The following is a 14,712-nucleotide window of genomic DNA, read 5'->3' as shown; positions in this document are numbered from 1 at the left end:
ATAGTTGCGGATAGCCGAGAATAGTTGCGGATGGCCGAGAATAGTTGCGGATAGCCGAGAATAGTTGCGGATAGCCGAGAATAGTTGCGGATAGCCGAAAATACTTACGGAAAAAGAAATTAGTCGGAATGGGATGATATCAATGAGGCATCAAAAAATGAATCAAATAATGATAAAAGAGGCTGGACTCCAAATCTAATCGGATATGGAATCCAGCCTCTTTCTTTATTCTAATAAAGTGGTAGAGGTGAGAAATATGATTATGCTAACAGGTCAAAGCTTGACATTGGAACAAATGAAGAAGGTTTTGTACCAAAAAGAAAAGGTTTTTGCTTCTGATATAAGCATGGAGCTTGTAAAAAAGAGCCGTGAAGTAGTTGAGAAAATTGTTTCCGAGCACAAAGTAGTCTACGGTATTAATACTGGATTTGGAAAATTCAGCGATGTATTAATCGATAAAGAACATGTAAGGGATTTACAGCTAAATTTAATTCGCTCTCATGCTTGTGGAGTTGGTGAACCATTTCCGGAAATTGTTTCAAAAGCGATGGTTCTCTTACGTGCAAATGCACTTTTAAAAGGGTATTCAGGTGTTAGACCTATTCTTATTGAAAAACTAATTGACCTGGTTAATAAAGAAATTATTCCCGTTATTCCACAACAAGGTTCTCTTGGTTCAAGCGGTGATTTAGCGCCTCTATCTCATTTAGCATTGGTGCTGATTGGAGAAGGCGAAGTATTTTACAAAGGAAAGGTGATGGAATCGATTGATGCCCTTCAAATGGAAGGAGTTCTTCCTATTACATTAGAGGCAAAAGAGGGTCTAGCGTTGATTAATGGAACACAGGCAATGACGGCAATGGGAGTGGTCGGCTATCTAGAAGCAGAGCAACTTGCCTATGAAAGTGAACTGATTGCCGCAATGACAATGGAGGGATTGAACGGGATCATTGACGCATTTGCGGAGGAGGTTCATATCGCACGAGGCTATCAGCAGCAGATTGATACAGCAGCAAGAATTCGTCGATACCTAAGTGATAGTTTATTAACCACATTACAGGGAGAATACCGTGTTCAGGATGCTTATTCCATACGATGTATTCCTCAAGTACATGGTGCTTCCTGGCAGGCATTGGATTATGTAAAGGAAAAATTAGAAATTGAAATGAATGCGGCTACTGATAATCCATTAATCTTTGAAGATGGTGAAATAGTAATCTCAGGAGGAAATTTTCATGGTCAGCCGATTGCGTTTGCAATGGATTTCATGAAGATTGCTGTAGCGGAGCTTGCAAATATTTCGGAAAGACGAATTGAAAGATTGGTAAATCCACAGTTAAATGATTTACCTCCTTTTTTAAGCCCTGAGCCTGGTCTGCAGTCAGGGGCAATGATTATGCAATATGCAGCGGCGTCGCTCGTATCCGAAAACAAAACGCTTGCCCACCCTGCAAGTGTTGACTCCATTCCTTCATCTGCCAACCAAGAGGACCATGTAAGTATGGGAACGATTGCTGCAAGGCATGCTTATCAGATTATCCAAAATGCTAGAAGAGTATTAGCCATTGAATTAATTTGTGCAATGCAGGCTGTTGAAATTCGCGGCGTTGAAAAAATGGCAAGCCAGACAAAGAACCTTTATGAGAAGGGAAGAGCACTTGTTTCTTCTATAAAAAAAGATCGAATTTTCTCGAAAGATATCGAAAGGGCAGCAGAAGGACTAAAAGAATGGGACTTAAGTAAGATTATACAAGAAAGTAAAAAGGCGTGAATTTCACGCCTTTTACTCTACTTCTTCTGTTTCGACTCTATTTTTAAATGCCTCCTGTACTACAATAAGCTCCTCGTCCCCGATGGCATCCTTTGAATGTCTTTCCACTAAGTTATCCTTTGGTAAATTTCCAGGATGACCTTTCTTTTTATGGTTAAAATGTTCTCCACGTGCCAAATCAAACACTCCTTTCGTCTACGAATGTATCATTCCCAAACGAAGGAAATTTATTATTCATCTTTCACTTTTTCTTTTGACTTTGATGGGCTGCACATACGGTCAAGCAGAAAACCAAAGAATACCATAAAGGCAATCGGTATCGTGTAATTCAACACATGAATCAATGTCATACTGTGTCTCACCACCATTATTTGAATATTATTAATATTTAGTCTATTTTAGTGTTGTTTATTGTATAAGTCAATTGTCACAAAATAGACAAATTATATTGATTTTTCATATGTTTTTACAAAAATTTGCCCATGGGAAAATAAGGTATTTTCGACTAAAAGCACCCTTATTTTCCAATAAACTTCCAGTTAAATCACGGAGCATCGATAGAGAATGAAGATTTTTTGTAGAAATATGGTAAAAAATGTTTAAAAAAAAGGTTCAAAAGATAAATGCAACCGACAAATTACAACACGCTACTGATAAAGTACTATATATAATAAGCTTATAAATTTAGAATTTAGGAATACGAAAAGTTGTCCATCAAATATAATGAATAATCAATGATTTATGAGTGGTTTGAAGCAGAAAAAGGCAAACCTATTGAAAAATAGGGACGCAAAGCCGAGGATCTAAGGTATAGGTTTTTTACTATGATGGCCGGGCTACCTGGAATACACAAAGTATTTTAGGGGTGGATGAGAGTGGTAATTACGGATAGTATGACGAATGGAATGGATGCAGAATGGTTGGAACTTATTGTTGAGGCAAAAGAACTAGGTCTTTCAAAGGAAACAATTCTTGATTTTCTCCATCAAAATGAGGTCAGGGACATACTAGTAAAGAATCGCTAAGATACATAAAGAACAAAGCATACTCCCAATTAAGGCTGTATGCTTTGTTCTTTTATTATTCGTTATTATTTTGATTGATCCGCCACTTATTGAACTCAAGAAAATCACGAAATTGTTCTTTTGAGACTCCAGATTCCATTGCCTCTTTTACAATGCTCATCCAATCGCTGTCTAATTCCTCTTTATTTATCTGTTCATTTATAAGATGATCTACTGGAACGTTTAACACAGCCGAAATTTTTTCTAGAAATTGAATAGAGGGATTTCTTTGCAGATTTCTTTCAAGCGAACTTAAATAAGATTTAGCAACGCCAGCTTGCTCTGCAAGTTCGGATAATGACATTTTTTTCTCTAAACGTAGTTTTTTAACACGATCACCTATCATTTGGCTCACACACCTACTATTTAATATTCCTACAATAATTTTATCAAAAAAGTTGAAAAAGTTCCATATTAAGAACGACTTATTATACAAAAAATATTCGTTTATTTCAAATATTTTTTGAAAAAAGAGCCTGATAACGATAATATTAAAATGCGGGTTTCCGTTTATATAAAGTATATATAAAAAAATAATAACAAAGGTTGGGAAGATGGATGATTGTTCTTAAATCGCAGAGGGAAATTGAAGCAATGAAAAAAGCAGGGGAAATCCTTGCATCATGTCATAAAGAAATTGCAAAAATGATTAAACCTGGCATTACAACTTGGGAAATTGATGAATTTGTTGATGAATACTTAAGTAAACACCATGCAACCCCAGAGCAAAAGGGCTATAAAGGTTATAAATATGCTACATGTGCCAGTATAAATGACGAGATTTGCCATGGTTTTCCTAGAAAAGAACCGTTAAAAGAAGGTGATATTGTTACCATCGATATGGTTGTCAATTATAATGGAGGCCTGGCTGATTCCGCATGGTCCTATGCAGTTGGAGCAGTATCGAAGGAAACAGAACGATTATTAGAAGTGACAAAGGAAGCACTTTATAAAGGTATTGAACAGGCTGTTGCCGGTAATAGAATCGGTGATATTGGTCATGCCATCCAAACGTATGTGGAAGGAGAAGGTTTTTCAGTAGTTCGTGATTTCATCGGTCATGGTATTGGCGCGGTAATTCATGAGAAACCAGATGTGCCACATTACGGGCTGCCTGGAAAGGGTCCAAGAATTAAAGAAGGTATGGTATTTACGATTGAGCCAATGGTGAATATCGGTACGTACCAAATGAAGATGGATAGTAATGGCTGGACGGCTCGGACGGTTGATGGGAAGTACTCTGCTCAATATGAACATACGATTGCAGTGACCAAGGATGGTCCGATTATCTTAACGGACCAAGAAAAATAAAAAACAGATCCCAAGAGATCTGTTTTACTTATTTTTACGAAGGTTTCCCAGCTCTTCCACCAAGGCCTGCATTTCATTAGGACTGAAAGAAGGCTTTTTCATGACCATGTCGTAAATTTCCTTTAACTCTTCATACATTTCTTCATCAAAGTGCGAAGGTTTAATAGCTCCAAGATTTAAAACTTTTAATTTTTCTTTTATTTGTTCAATCATATACTCCACATTTTCGATGGTTTTCTCTGATAAATTCATCCCGTCACCCTTTTCAAGAATTGTAATTGTAATTTTATCTTTTCATTTTAATTGGCAGATGTCAATCTAAACATGTTTTATTACAATGATTAGCGGGTAATAAAGAAATAAAGATAAAAATATGGCGAACTCTTGCTTTTGATAACAAGCTTAAAGCAAAATATAAAGTGATGATTATGGTGTTTTTTTTATAGTGATAAAAATAGTTTGAAAGGAGAGGTTAAAAAATGGGAAAGAACCTATTTTTAAGAGGCATGATTTATGGTGCAATCGCGGGCGGAGCGCTAAGCTTATTAGATAAACAAACCCGCCATGCAATGAAGGTAAATGTGAAAAAAGTTTATGAGCAAGTTTCCTATGTCGTTCATCATCCGAGTGAACTCACTGAAAATGTAAAAGAAACAGCGGAAAAGATTAGAAATACGATAGAGCAGGTTAGTGAGGACATTTCGTATATTACTGGGAAAGTTGACGAACTTCGTGAGTTAACCCCACAGGTAAAAGAAAGAGTCATGGAAACAATAAATACCTTTGATGATACAAACTCAGACCTTATGGAAGATTTACTAAAAGAAGTCAAGGTGGAAGAAGAAACAAGCATTAATTAAGTAATTTGAATAAATGATCGTTTAGGTTTAAAGGAGTGGTGAGTAAATGAAGAAGGAAGTGAATGTTCGTAAATCGTTGGTAAGACTTCTTTGGCATCGAATTGAAGAAGATGATATTTCTGGTTTATCCGCCCAACTTGCTTATTTTTTTCTACTATCACTATTTCCACTCCTAATATTCATTTTTACATTACTGCCGTATCTGCCCATTCCATACCCCGATATTCTTGGCAGCATCCGGGAGTTTGCCCCGCCTGACACGATGGACTTAATTGAAAAGAATGTTAATTATGTGATGAATAATCGAAATGGTGGATTGCTTTCTATTGGGGTTATCGGAACCATGTGGTCTGCTTCTAATGGAATTCATGCCTTAGTAAGAGCCTTTAATAAAGCATACAATGTGAAAGAAAGTCGTTCCTTTATCGTTTCTAGAGGTATGGCTATTTTGCTTACTCTTGGGATGATCTTAGTTTTTATTGTTGCTGTTTTACTTCCGATATTTGGAAGGGAAATTGGAGTGTTTCTCTTTTCTTATTTAGGCTTTAAAGGGGAATTTCTCCGCATTTGGAATATGTTACGTTTGGCAGGAAGCGCCCTAATTTTATTTATTATTTTCACGGGATTGTATTGGATTGCTCCAAATGTCAAATTACGCTGCAGAAGTGCTTTTCCTGGTGCAGTCTTTGCAACGGTTGGCTGGATTGTTTCTTCGTATGCATTATCCTTCTATGTGGGAAGTTTTGGTAATTTCTCCTTAACATATGGAAGTATTGGAGCTATTATTGTTTTATTAATTTGGTTATACATATCGGGCTTCATTATCATCATTGGCGGTGAAATTAACGCATTCTATAGTGAAAAGTACAAAACCAATTGCTAGACTTTTCCTTAATGAAATGTGCTGAGTTGTAAACAATAGTAGTGGGGAACAAGCAAATTGAATAGGGGGATTATCATGACAAAACATACAAAAAAAGATGGCGGCACAAAACAAAAAGGTAAAGGCAGCAAAGGAAATAAAACATCAGGATCTGCCAACGGCAGCAATGGCTATCACTAAATAAAACCGGGCTCAGCGAGCCCGGTTTTTTAACTTTTCAGCAGTCTTAAACTGTTAAGAATTACAAGAATGGTACTGCCTTCATGCCCGATGACACCATATGGCAAATCAAGCATTTGAAAAAAGTTTGAGGATATTAAAACCATAATCACGGTAATCGAAAAAATAACATTTTGTTTAATGATTCTATTCATCCGTTTTGAAAGCTGAATGGCTTCAGAAATCCTTGGCAAATCATTCTTCATCAACACCACATCCGCAGTTTCGAGGGCTACATCCGTTCCTTCCCCCATGGCAATACCAACATTTGCAATGGCCAAAGCCGGTGCATCATTTATTCCATCCCCAACCATTGCGATTGTTCCATATTTCTCTTTCAGAATTTTAAGCTGCTCCACTTTTTCTTCGGGCAGACACTCTGCAAAGAATTGGTCTACATGGCTTTCATCCGCTATGGCCTTTGCAGTTTTCTCGCTATCTCCAGTGAGCATGACTGTGTAAATATCCTGTTTCCTTAGATGTTCGATTGCAAGTTGGGTTTCTTGTCTCACAACATCCTTTAAAGCAATCATCGCGGCTAAGCAATTATTAATTTGTATAAAAACAAGTGTATTCCCTTTACTTGCCAGCTCTTCTGCTTTTCCATCCGCAAATACTAAGGCAGTTTCTCGGCCGACAAAATCCATTTTTCCAATTTTCCATTGTTCGCCATTGATATCAGCTTTTACACCCCATCCAGGAACATCCTCTAAATTCTCTGGCTGTATAAGATCTCGATTAAGGCTTTTTTTCACATATTTAACAATTGACTGTGCTAAAGGATGATTCGATTGATTTTCGATCGAAGCAGCTTTCCATAGCAGTTCTTCTTTATCAAACCGTTCATCTACAATAAAATCGGTCACTTCAGGTTTCCCTTTTGTCAGTGTTCCTGTTTTATCGAAGGCAATGGCTTTCACGTGACTGAGGTTCTCTAAATGGACACCGCCTTTTACTAAAATACCTCTTTTTGCTCCATTCGAAATAGCAGATAACGTGGCTGGCATGATCGAAGCAACAAGGGCACAAGGGGAAGCGACGACAAGCAAAATCATTGCACGATAAAATGACTCGTTCCAGCTCCAATCAAGCAGGAAATAGGGCAGGAACATCATCAATAACACGGCAGCTAAAACCGTTTTTACATAGGTACCTTCAAAACGTTCAATAAACAGCTGTGATGGAGATTTTTCACTTTGAGCAGACTGGACTAATTCAATAATTTTATGAAAAAGTGTTTCATTACTTGCCTTTGATGTTTGGACGGTGATTGCTCCTGTTAAATTAACCGTACCCGCAAACACTTCTTTATCCAGCCCTTTTGAAACGGGCATGGATTCTCCAGTAATAGCAGCTTCATCAATATTTGTAAATCCATTCTTAATGATTCCATCAGAAGGAATTCTTTCCCCAGGCTTTACAAGTATTTGGTCTCCAACTTTTAGCTCAGAAACAGGTACTCGTCGTTCCATTCCATTATGAATATGAAGGGCTTCTTCAGGCTGCAGCTCCATTAAGGAAGAAATTTCTTTGTGACTTTTGTTCATTGTATAGGTCTCTAAAGCACCGCTTACAGCAAAGATAAAAATCAATATTGCGCCTTCGGTCCAATAACCAATAATCGCAGAACCAATAGCCGCAAAAATCATTAACATTTCAACGTTTAGCTCTTTGTTTTCATAAGTAGCTTCAATCCCTTCTTTGGCTTTAGCAAAACCACCAATCACAAAAGCTAGTAAATAAAGAATAATAGAAGCAACATGATCTCCCGTTTTATCAGTTAACCATCCAGCTGCAATGAATACACCACTTAGACCAGCAGCTATCAATTCGATATGAGGTTTAATTTTTTCAAGAAGTCCAATCTTTGGAAGTTCTTTGGATAATCTCTTCGCATCCGTACTCATTACCTTTTCCCTCCTCTAATTTTTTCTAACTGTGCAACTCTACCACCACGAAAGTGCGTCTGCTTTCTTTCTAAATGAGAAAAATAATCATATTCACTACCCTTAAAAAACACGAAAGCTGTCATCATGAGGATGACAGCACAGATTGTAGAGCAGTCATCGTAAGGATGACTGAGACTTCAGTGATTTATTTTATTGATTTAATTTTACCATACAATTTATGTTAATAATATAAAATTGCTCCATGAATCCTAGGAGTTTTGCTGCTCAACCATTGGGAAAGTTTTTTTACCGAAAACGTACAGGATAATGGATAAGGTAAGCAGCATGGTACTGATGATATAAAAGAAACTAATTCCTTTGAAAAATTGAATAAATAGTCCCCCGATTATGGGACCGCTCAGACTTCCTAAACTAAAAAAGATACCGCATAATAAATTTCCAGTTGCTAACAGATTCCTAGGTACTAAATCCGTCATATAACTAATTCCAAGTGAAAAGGTCGAGCCTACGACCATACCTGATAAGAGGAAGGAGACAAAAAGACCAATAAAGGAATGTTCGAAAATACTTGCAGACGTAAAAGTAAAAAATCCAAGTAAAAGAATAACCATTAATAAATTTCTTCGGCCATATGTATCACTTAGGACTCCTAATGGCAGTTGTGTAATAATACCTCCAACGGCAAAGACTGTTAACATAATGGAAACTTTTGCTACGTCAATATCCATTCTTAAAGCGTAGACGGGAAAGCTGCCGTTTAAAGAGGATTCTAAAAAACCGTAGCAGAACGGAGGGAGGAAGGCTACCCAGCCAACCTTCATCGTTTTACTAAAGCGCTTGATGGTGTTAAGGAATGAATTGATTCCAACTTCTTGCTCTGGAAACTCATTTTTAAGTGTAAAGACAAACACCCAGCCGATGAAGCATAAGAGGGATGAAACAATAAAGGGAAGTGATTCATTAATATTTACGAGAGGTGTCATCAATGGTCCGCTCGCAAAGCCAATACCAAAAAACAATCCATATAGTGAAACGTTCCGCCCTCTTTTATCGGCTGGAGAGGAGGATGTAATCCAGGTTTGGGTAGCGAAGTGCAAGGCATGGTCACCAATACCAATCAAGGCGCGCAAACAAAACCAAAACCAAAAGGACTTCCACACAGGAAACATTGCGAGTGCAAGGACCACTAGGCCGCCTCCGAAAATAATTGTTGGTTTATACCCATATTTACGAAGAGGTGCTTCCATAAATGGAGAAATCAATAGAATTCCAATATAGAGTGCTATTGCATTTAATCCGTTAAGAGAAGAAGAAACTCCGCCCTTCTCGAATATTACAGCAATAAGGGGGAGAAGCATTCCTTGGGAAAAACCAGATATTGAAACAATCGTCACCAAGATCCATAAGCGAAATTTATCTTTATTCATAATAGGTCCCTCGTTATTTATTCGTTTGTAATCCCATAGAATGGCTACATGGAAGATGGTAACGAGAATACAAAGCATTTGCAAGTTAAATATTTTGCACGGTTTTAATATAGGAAAAATGGGGAAGTCTCATATTGGAGGATATTTTACATTTTTTAGTTGGGATTTTAACAATATTTTTTGGGAGGGACAATAGTTGGAAAAAATATTTATGATCCTTACCTTTATTGGGGTTCCACTTTCAGTAATCGGGACACTCATGCATTGGCCAACGATGCTACTTTTTATCGTTTATTGTGTTGCAATAATCGCTCTGGCTAGTTATATGGGGAGAGCAACGGAAAGTCTTGCCATTGTTGCAGGTCCGCGGGTCGGTGGACTGTTAAATGCTACTTTTGGGAATGCAGTGGAACTTATTATTTCTATCTTTGCTCTAAAGGAGGGATTGGTGGGTGTAGTTCTAGCCTCATTAACTGGGTCTGTACTCGGTAACCTGCTTTTAGTCGCGGGATTTTCCTTCTTTATAGGCGGCTTAAAATTTAAAAGGCAGACCTTTAACGTCCACGATGCCCGTCATAACTCAGGCCTCTTAATGTTCGCTGTCATTGTAGCATTCGTTATTCCTGAAGTTTTTTCGATGGAAATGAATGAGTCAGAAACATTAAGTTTAAGTATCGGGATATCCGTCATATTAATTTTGCTTTATCTTGCTGCACTGTTCTTTAAATTAGTAACCCATAGAGGGGTTTATCAAAGCGAAAATACCGAAAAACATCATGAGGAAGAACCAGAATGGGGGAAGGGCAAGGCTATCACTGTTTTGTTAGTTGCTACTCTAGCCGTTGCCTATATTTCTGAAAATCTTGTTCATACGTTTGAATATGTTGCAGAATCTTTTGGATGGACTGAGCTGTTTATCGGGGTGATTATTGTAGCCATTGTTGGGAATGCAGCCGAGCATGCTTCAGCGATAGTCATGGCCTTTAAAAATAAAATGGACATTGCTGTCGAGATTGCCATTGGCTCAACTCTGCAGGTTGCCATGTTTGTGGCGCCAGTGCTTGTTTTAATTTCCCTTTTCTTTACAGAATCGATGCCGCTTGTGTTTACGATGCCGGAATTGATTGCAATGGTAACCTCGGTCCTGCTTATTGTTGTTATCTCCAATGATGGTGAATCGAACTGGTTTGAGGGACTGACCTTACTTGCCGCTTATTTTATTATGGGGATAGGGTTCTTCCTGCTTTAAACACAAAGACTCTGAGCCGGTAAGCTCAGAGTCTCCTCTTTTTTAACTATTTTCGATGTAAGGGTAATCCATAATCTGTGCTATAATGTTCAAGCATATGCTATATTCGGGTAAAACCAATCGCTTTCTTGGGACCATCTATCACCAACCTTCATGTTAATTTATAAATGAAAAACACGAGTGTTGAATATCATATATGAGTGGAATCCCAACCTCCTTAAGTATAAATGGTTAGTCGATTGATTACTGCCCTCCTTTTTTAAAGGATAAGTATATTATAATTGATTATTCGAATTTTGTAAATGTTCAGATTATATTTCAGGAGAAAAAAATGGCATTATTTTATCGTACTTTATTTTTTATTATTGGGTTATTTATCATGACGTTTGGTATATGTTTAACAATTAAAGCAGAGCTGGGTGTTGGTGCTTGGGACGCATTAAATGTGGCTCTGACTCAAGGGGTCGGTTTAACAATTGGAACATGGGTAATTATCGATGGAGCCGTTCTTATCCTTGTGAATGCGCTTTTGATAAAAAAGAGACCCGAAATACTATCATTATTTACGATTATCTTGATAGGTTCATTAGTGGACTTTTGGATACTTATTGTTTTTAAATCTTGGGAGGCTACTGGATTTATCATTCAATTGGCCACGTTAGTACTGGGACTTTTTATTATAGCGGTTGGTGCTGCAATTTACTTACAGGCAAAGTTCCCATCGAGTCCTTTTGATTCTTTTATGATGGCAATCCAAAAGCGTTTTGGTGTTAATTTAATGACTGCAAAAACCATTGGGGAAATCATCGCATTAATTCCAGCACTATTTCTTAAAGGTCCCATTGGTTTTGGGACGATCATCATTACCTTTTTGATTGGACCCTTTATCCAGCTTTGTTTTCCGTACTTCGAAAAATTACTGAATAAACTAATCGCAAGCAGTTACGTGGAGAAATATTGAAATTTTTCGTGGTAATGGATAAAAATTTTCAACTCCGAAAACACTATGAGCAGACTTATCGTTGCTAATTGTGTGAAAGGAGTTTTCTTAATGAAAAAATTGATTCCCGTGATAACAACACTGCTATTACTGTTAGCCTTTTTGCCAACAGCTTCAGCTGAAAATGCTAAAAAAGAACCGGCAAACTATCAAGTTCCTCCTTCGGTTCGTAATATTACGAAGGAAAATACCTATCCGAATTCAACACAGGATTTACCTACCTTGCAGCCTAGTGAGTTAACAAAAAAGCTTATTGACTCTTCCAAGGTGAAAATTGAAAATCCAGATTTAATACGCATGCTGAATGAATCAAGTGTCAATAGTACCCCGTTTGCACTTGGATATCGTGCCATCGTCTATCTAGGTCAGTGGCCATTAAATTATGAATCAACAGAAACATCACCAAACTGGGAATATCAAAAGATTAATACAAATTATTACGATAACCGCGGCGGGACAGTCCCTTATCAAATTCATTATGTTCAAGAAGCGCAAAAAATGATCCGCGGTGGATTGACAGCTAAAATTGCTAGCGCAGAAGATGTTAAAAAGATGATGCTCTTAAAAGCGATGGAAAAAACTCGTCTTCCGCTCGCATTTGAAACCATTATCGGTGCTGGAACGAAGAATGATCATGTTTACAATATCCCTGTTAACCGTTTAGGGTACTTATACGCTTATGCACCTGCGGTAAATGAAAAAGGCAAAGTGACGTATGGTGAGGTCTACTTAATGCTAAAGGGAAGCAAAAAAATGATTGTAATTAAAAATGTAACACAGCAAGGAATTGGGGCATGGATTCCTGTACAGGATCATGTTTCATTTGGGTTTGCTGCGTCAGAAAGACCTAGATGAAGATGATGTTGAGGAAGAACTCCTTTTTGGGGTTCTTTTTTGAAATGAATGGCAAAAAGTGCTAGGATATTGGATGGAAGGGAGAGGAATGATTTGGGTAGTCCAACTTATGATAAAAATTCACAAGTTAGTTTTTTAAAGCAGCGATTAAACATGTTTCTAGATGTATTGGAATCAATCGATCCGGAGGATACGGATCTTGATGATATTGATAATTTAATCAAAATGATTGATGAATTAGAATCAAAATGTAAAGAATTCAATCATCGTGAAACCCCAGAGTCTGTTTAACTACAGGCTCTTTTCTTTTGGAAAACCTTTATCTTTAAATCGTTTGTTTATAGGAGTATAATAATAGTCGTATAAATAGTTGTAATTTTTAAATAGATTGCGAATCGGATAAGGGGAAAGGGGTACTTTAGGTGAATATCGAGAAATTTCAGGAGAGCATGTACAAATTGGTAGTGGAAACCTCTACGAAGCTTCCAAAGGATGTCCGTCGGGCAGTGCGTTCGGCAAAGGAAAAAGAAAACGCGGGTACAAGTGCAGCAATGAGTCTCGCCACAATTACTAATAATATTAAAATGGCAGATGATCAAGTTTCACCAATTTGTCAGGACACTGGTTTGCCAACATTCAAAATCAAGACGCCTGTTGGTGTAAATCAATTGGAACTAAAAGAAGCGATCAAAAATGCAATTGTAATCGCAACCAAAGAAGGAAAACTGCGCCCTAACTCTGTGGATTCTCTAACAGGGGAGAACAGTGGAGACAACCTCGGAGCAGGTTTACCGGTTATGAAATTTGATCAATGGGAAAAAGATTATATCGATGTACGTTTGATTTTAAAAGGCGGCGGCTGTGAAAATAAAAACATCCAGTACAGTTTGCCATGTGAGTTAGATGGACTTGGACGAGCAGGTCGTGACCTTGACGGGATCCGAAAATGTATCATGCATTCCGTGTATCAGGCACAAGGCCAGGGCTGCAGTGCAGGTTTTATTGGAGTAGGGATTGGCGGCGACCGTTCATCAGGCTATGATTTAGCAAAAGAACAATTATTCCGTTCATTAGATGATGTGAATTCAAATGAAGATTTACGTGCTCTAGAAGAGTATGTGTTAGAAAATGCGAATAAATTGGGTATCGGTACCATGGGCTTTGGCGGTGAAGCAACTTTATTAGGCTGTAAGGTAGGGGTAATGAATCGAATTCCTGCTAGCTTCTATGTTTCTGTCGCTTACAATTGCTGGGCATTCCGCCGTTTAGGTGTTAGTGTCGACCCTGTATCAGGAGAAATTAATGAGTGGATGTACCAAGATGGTGAATTCATTGATTTTGCGGAAACAGAAGCGGAGAAAGAAACGGCTGCAGCACGTGCAAACGATGTGATCACTCTCCAAGCCCCAATCACAGAAGAACAAATTCGTGAATTGAAGGTCGGTGATGTCGTCCAAATTAACGGTATGATGTACACCGGCCGTGACGCTATTCATAAATACTTATCAGACAATGACTCACCAGTAGATTTGAATGGACAAGTGATCTATCACTGTGGTCCAGTTATGTTAAAGGATGAAAAAGGTAACTGGCATGTGAAGGCAGCAGGTCCGACTACAAGTATTCGTGAGGAGCCTTACCAAGGTGATATTATGAAGAGATTTGGCATTCGTGCCGTTATTGGTAAAGGCGGAATGGGACCTCGTACCTTAGCTGCACTTAAAGAGCACGGCGGTGTATATTTAAACGCAATTGGCGGTGCTGCTCAGTATTATGCGGATTGTATCAAGGGGGTTGAAGGTGTAGACCTCATGCAATTTGGTATCCCTGAGGCGATGTGGCACCTGCGCGTAGAAGGCTTCACTGCCGTTGTAACAATGGATTCACACGGAAACAGTTTGCATGCAGATGTAGATAAGTCTTCGTTGGAAAAATTGGCACAGTTTAAGGATAAGGTGTTTAATTAAGATAGGCGGGCAGGCTCCTTATGGGGCCTGCTCTTTTGCGTTTTTTGGGTTTTGGGTGTGGCCATTTTGTAAAAGCTGTATGGTTTTTTGTAAAAGCTGTCTGGTTTTTTGTAAGAACTGTATGGTTATTTGTAAAAGCTGTACGGTTTTTTGTAAAAACTGTACGGCTCACAGAAAACCAACAATCAAGGAATTA

The 14,712-nt window shown here is 38.1% G+C and carries 15 protein-coding genes and 1 riboswitch; of the genes, 10 read left to right on the top strand and 5 right to left on the bottom strand.

What is annotated here, in order from left to right:
• Positions 1–256: 256 nt before the first annotated feature.
• Entirely contained in the window at positions 257–1,771 is a 1,515-nt protein-coding gene (gene hutH / locus V7108_RS26150) for a histidine ammonia-lyase (protein ID WP_335512496.1), read from the top strand.
• A 12-nt stretch (positions 1,772–1,783) separates the two neighbouring features.
• Here the strand turns inward: hutH and V7108_RS26145 are convergent, their stop codons facing one another.
• The gene (locus tag V7108_RS26145) at positions 1,784–1,948 is read right to left on the bottom strand and encodes a hypothetical protein (RefSeq protein WP_335512495.1); all 165 of its coding nucleotides are present in this window, start codon (positions 1,946–1,948) and stop codon (positions 1,784–1,786) included.
• Between the two features lie 577 nt (positions 1,949–2,525).
• Positions 2,526–2,615: riboswitch (cyclic di-GMP riboswitch) on the top strand.
• A gap of 31 nt (positions 2,616–2,646) precedes the next feature.
• Here V7108_RS26145 and V7108_RS26140 point away from each other — a divergent pair.
• Positions 2,647–2,796, top strand: coding sequence for an anti-repressor SinI family protein (locus tag V7108_RS26140; RefSeq protein ID WP_335569814.1), 150 nt, complete (start codon positions 2,647–2,649; stop codon positions 2,794–2,796).
• A gap of 55 nt (positions 2,797–2,851) precedes the next feature.
• Here the strand turns inward: V7108_RS26140 and V7108_RS26135 are convergent, their stop codons facing one another.
• Complete coding sequence (locus tag V7108_RS26135; RefSeq protein ID WP_335512491.1) at positions 2,852–3,181, bottom strand: helix-turn-helix domain-containing protein; 330 nt, start codon at positions 3,179–3,181, stop codon at positions 2,852–2,854.
• Positions 3,182–3,393: 212 nt separating this feature from the next.
• Between V7108_RS26135 and map the strand changes: the two genes are divergently transcribed.
• Positions 3,394–4,146, top strand: coding sequence for a type I methionyl aminopeptidase (gene map, locus V7108_RS26130; protein WP_335569813.1), 753 nt, complete (start codon positions 3,394–3,396; stop codon positions 4,144–4,146).
• Positions 4,147–4,170: 24 nt separating this feature from the next.
• On the opposite strand, the gene V7108_RS26125 is transcribed toward map, so the two are convergent.
• Positions 4,171–4,398, bottom strand: coding sequence for a DUF1128 domain-containing protein (locus tag V7108_RS26125; protein WP_335512487.1), 228 nt, complete (start codon positions 4,396–4,398; stop codon positions 4,171–4,173).
• 227 nt (positions 4,399–4,625) lie between these two features.
• Here V7108_RS26125 and V7108_RS26120 point away from each other — a divergent pair, with 227 nt between their 5' ends.
• Both V7108_RS26120 and V7108_RS26115 read left to right on the top strand, forming a co-directional pair.
• Complete coding sequence (locus V7108_RS26120) at positions 4,626–5,006, top strand: YtxH domain-containing protein (protein ID WP_335569812.1); 381 nt, start codon at positions 4,626–4,628, stop codon at positions 5,004–5,006.
• A 46-nt stretch (positions 5,007–5,052) separates the two neighbouring features.
• Positions 5,053–5,889: a YihY/virulence factor BrkB family protein gene (locus V7108_RS26115; protein WP_335512483.1), complete on the top strand. Its 837-nt coding sequence runs from the start codon at positions 5,053–5,055 to the stop codon at positions 5,887–5,889.
• A gap of 209 nt (positions 5,890–6,098) precedes the next feature.
• Here V7108_RS26115 and V7108_RS26110 read toward each other — a convergent pair whose 3' ends face one another.
• Both V7108_RS26110 and V7108_RS26105 read right to left on the bottom strand, forming a co-directional pair.
• The gene (locus V7108_RS26110) at positions 6,099–8,015 is read right to left on the bottom strand and encodes a heavy metal translocating P-type ATPase (protein ID WP_335569811.1); all 1,917 of its coding nucleotides are present in this window, start codon (positions 8,013–8,015) and stop codon (positions 6,099–6,101) included.
• Positions 8,016–8,266: 251 nt separating this feature from the next.
• On the bottom strand, positions 8,267–9,445 hold the full coding sequence (locus V7108_RS26105) for an MFS transporter (protein ID WP_335512478.1): 1,179 nt from the start codon (positions 9,443–9,445) through the stop codon (positions 8,267–8,269).
• A 196-nt stretch (positions 9,446–9,641) separates the two neighbouring features.
• On the opposite strand from V7108_RS26105, the gene cax reads away from it, so the two are divergent.
• The 5 genes from cax (at position 9,642) to V7108_RS26080 (ending at position 14,516) form a co-directional block, all read left to right on the top strand.
• Positions 9,642–10,694, top strand: coding sequence for a calcium/proton exchanger (cax, locus tag V7108_RS26100; RefSeq protein ID WP_335512476.1), 1,053 nt, complete (start codon positions 9,642–9,644; stop codon positions 10,692–10,694).
• Between the two features lie 331 nt (positions 10,695–11,025).
• The gene (locus V7108_RS26095; RefSeq protein ID WP_335512475.1) at positions 11,026–11,655 is read left to right on the top strand and encodes a YczE/YyaS/YitT family protein; all 630 of its coding nucleotides are present in this window, start codon (positions 11,026–11,028) and stop codon (positions 11,653–11,655) included.
• Between the two features lie 90 nt (positions 11,656–11,745).
• Positions 11,746–12,549 (top strand): YfkD famly protein, encoded by an 804-nt coding sequence (locus V7108_RS26090; RefSeq protein WP_335512473.1) that lies wholly within the window; start codon positions 11,746–11,748, stop codon positions 12,547–12,549.
• Positions 12,550–12,642: 93 nt separating this feature from the next.
• On the top strand, positions 12,643–12,840 hold the full coding sequence (locus V7108_RS26085; RefSeq protein ID WP_335512471.1) for an SE1561 family protein: 198 nt from the start codon (positions 12,643–12,645) through the stop codon (positions 12,838–12,840).
• Between the two features lie 131 nt (positions 12,841–12,971).
• Positions 12,972–14,516, top strand: a complete 1,545-nt coding sequence (locus tag V7108_RS26080) for a fumarate hydratase (protein WP_335512469.1) — start codon at positions 12,972–12,974, stop codon at positions 14,514–14,516.
• Positions 14,517–14,712 lie beyond the last annotated feature (196 nt).

This window comes from Neobacillus vireti, from assembly GCF_036962345.1.
Taxonomy (GTDB): domain Bacteria; phylum Bacillota; class Bacilli; order Bacillales; family Cytobacillaceae; genus Neobacillus; species Neobacillus vireti_A.
Note: the sequence above shows the minus strand (reverse complement) of the source record. Positions and strands in the feature narration are given on the sequence as shown.

Bases quoted from the DNA above. Each gene is read 5' to 3' on its own strand.
- V7108_RS26105 (WP_335512478.1), bottom strand. From the start codon at position 9,445: ATGAATAAAGATAAATTTCGCTTATGGATCTTGGTGACGATTGTTTCA.
- V7108_RS26120 (WP_335569812.1), top strand. From the start codon at position 4,626: ATGGGAAAGAACCTATTTTTAAGAGGCATGATTTATGGTGCAATCGCG.
- V7108_RS26115 (WP_335512483.1), top strand. From the start codon at position 5,053: ATGAAGAAGGAAGTGAATGTTCGTAAATCGTTGGTAAGACTTCTTTGG.
- V7108_RS26135 (WP_335512491.1), bottom strand. From the start codon at position 3,181: ATGATAGGTGATCGTGTTAAAAAACTACGTTTAGAGAAAAAAATGTCA.
- V7108_RS26110 (WP_335569811.1), bottom strand. From the start codon at position 8,015: ATGAGTACGGATGCGAAGAGATTATCCAAAGAACTTCCAAAGATTGGA.
- V7108_RS26125 (WP_335512487.1), bottom strand. From the start codon at position 4,398: ATGAATTTATCAGAGAAAACCATCGAAAATGTGGAGTATATGATTGAA.
- hutH (WP_335512496.1), top strand. From the start codon at position 257: ATGATTATGCTAACAGGTCAAAGCTTGACATTGGAACAAATGAAGAAG.
- V7108_RS26090 (WP_335512473.1), top strand. From the start codon at position 11,746: ATGAAAAAATTGATTCCCGTGATAACAACACTGCTATTACTGTTAGCC.
- map (WP_335569813.1), top strand. From the start codon at position 3,394: ATGATTGTTCTTAAATCGCAGAGGGAAATTGAAGCAATGAAAAAAGCA.
- V7108_RS26095 (WP_335512475.1), top strand. From the start codon at position 11,026: ATGGCATTATTTTATCGTACTTTATTTTTTATTATTGGGTTATTTATC.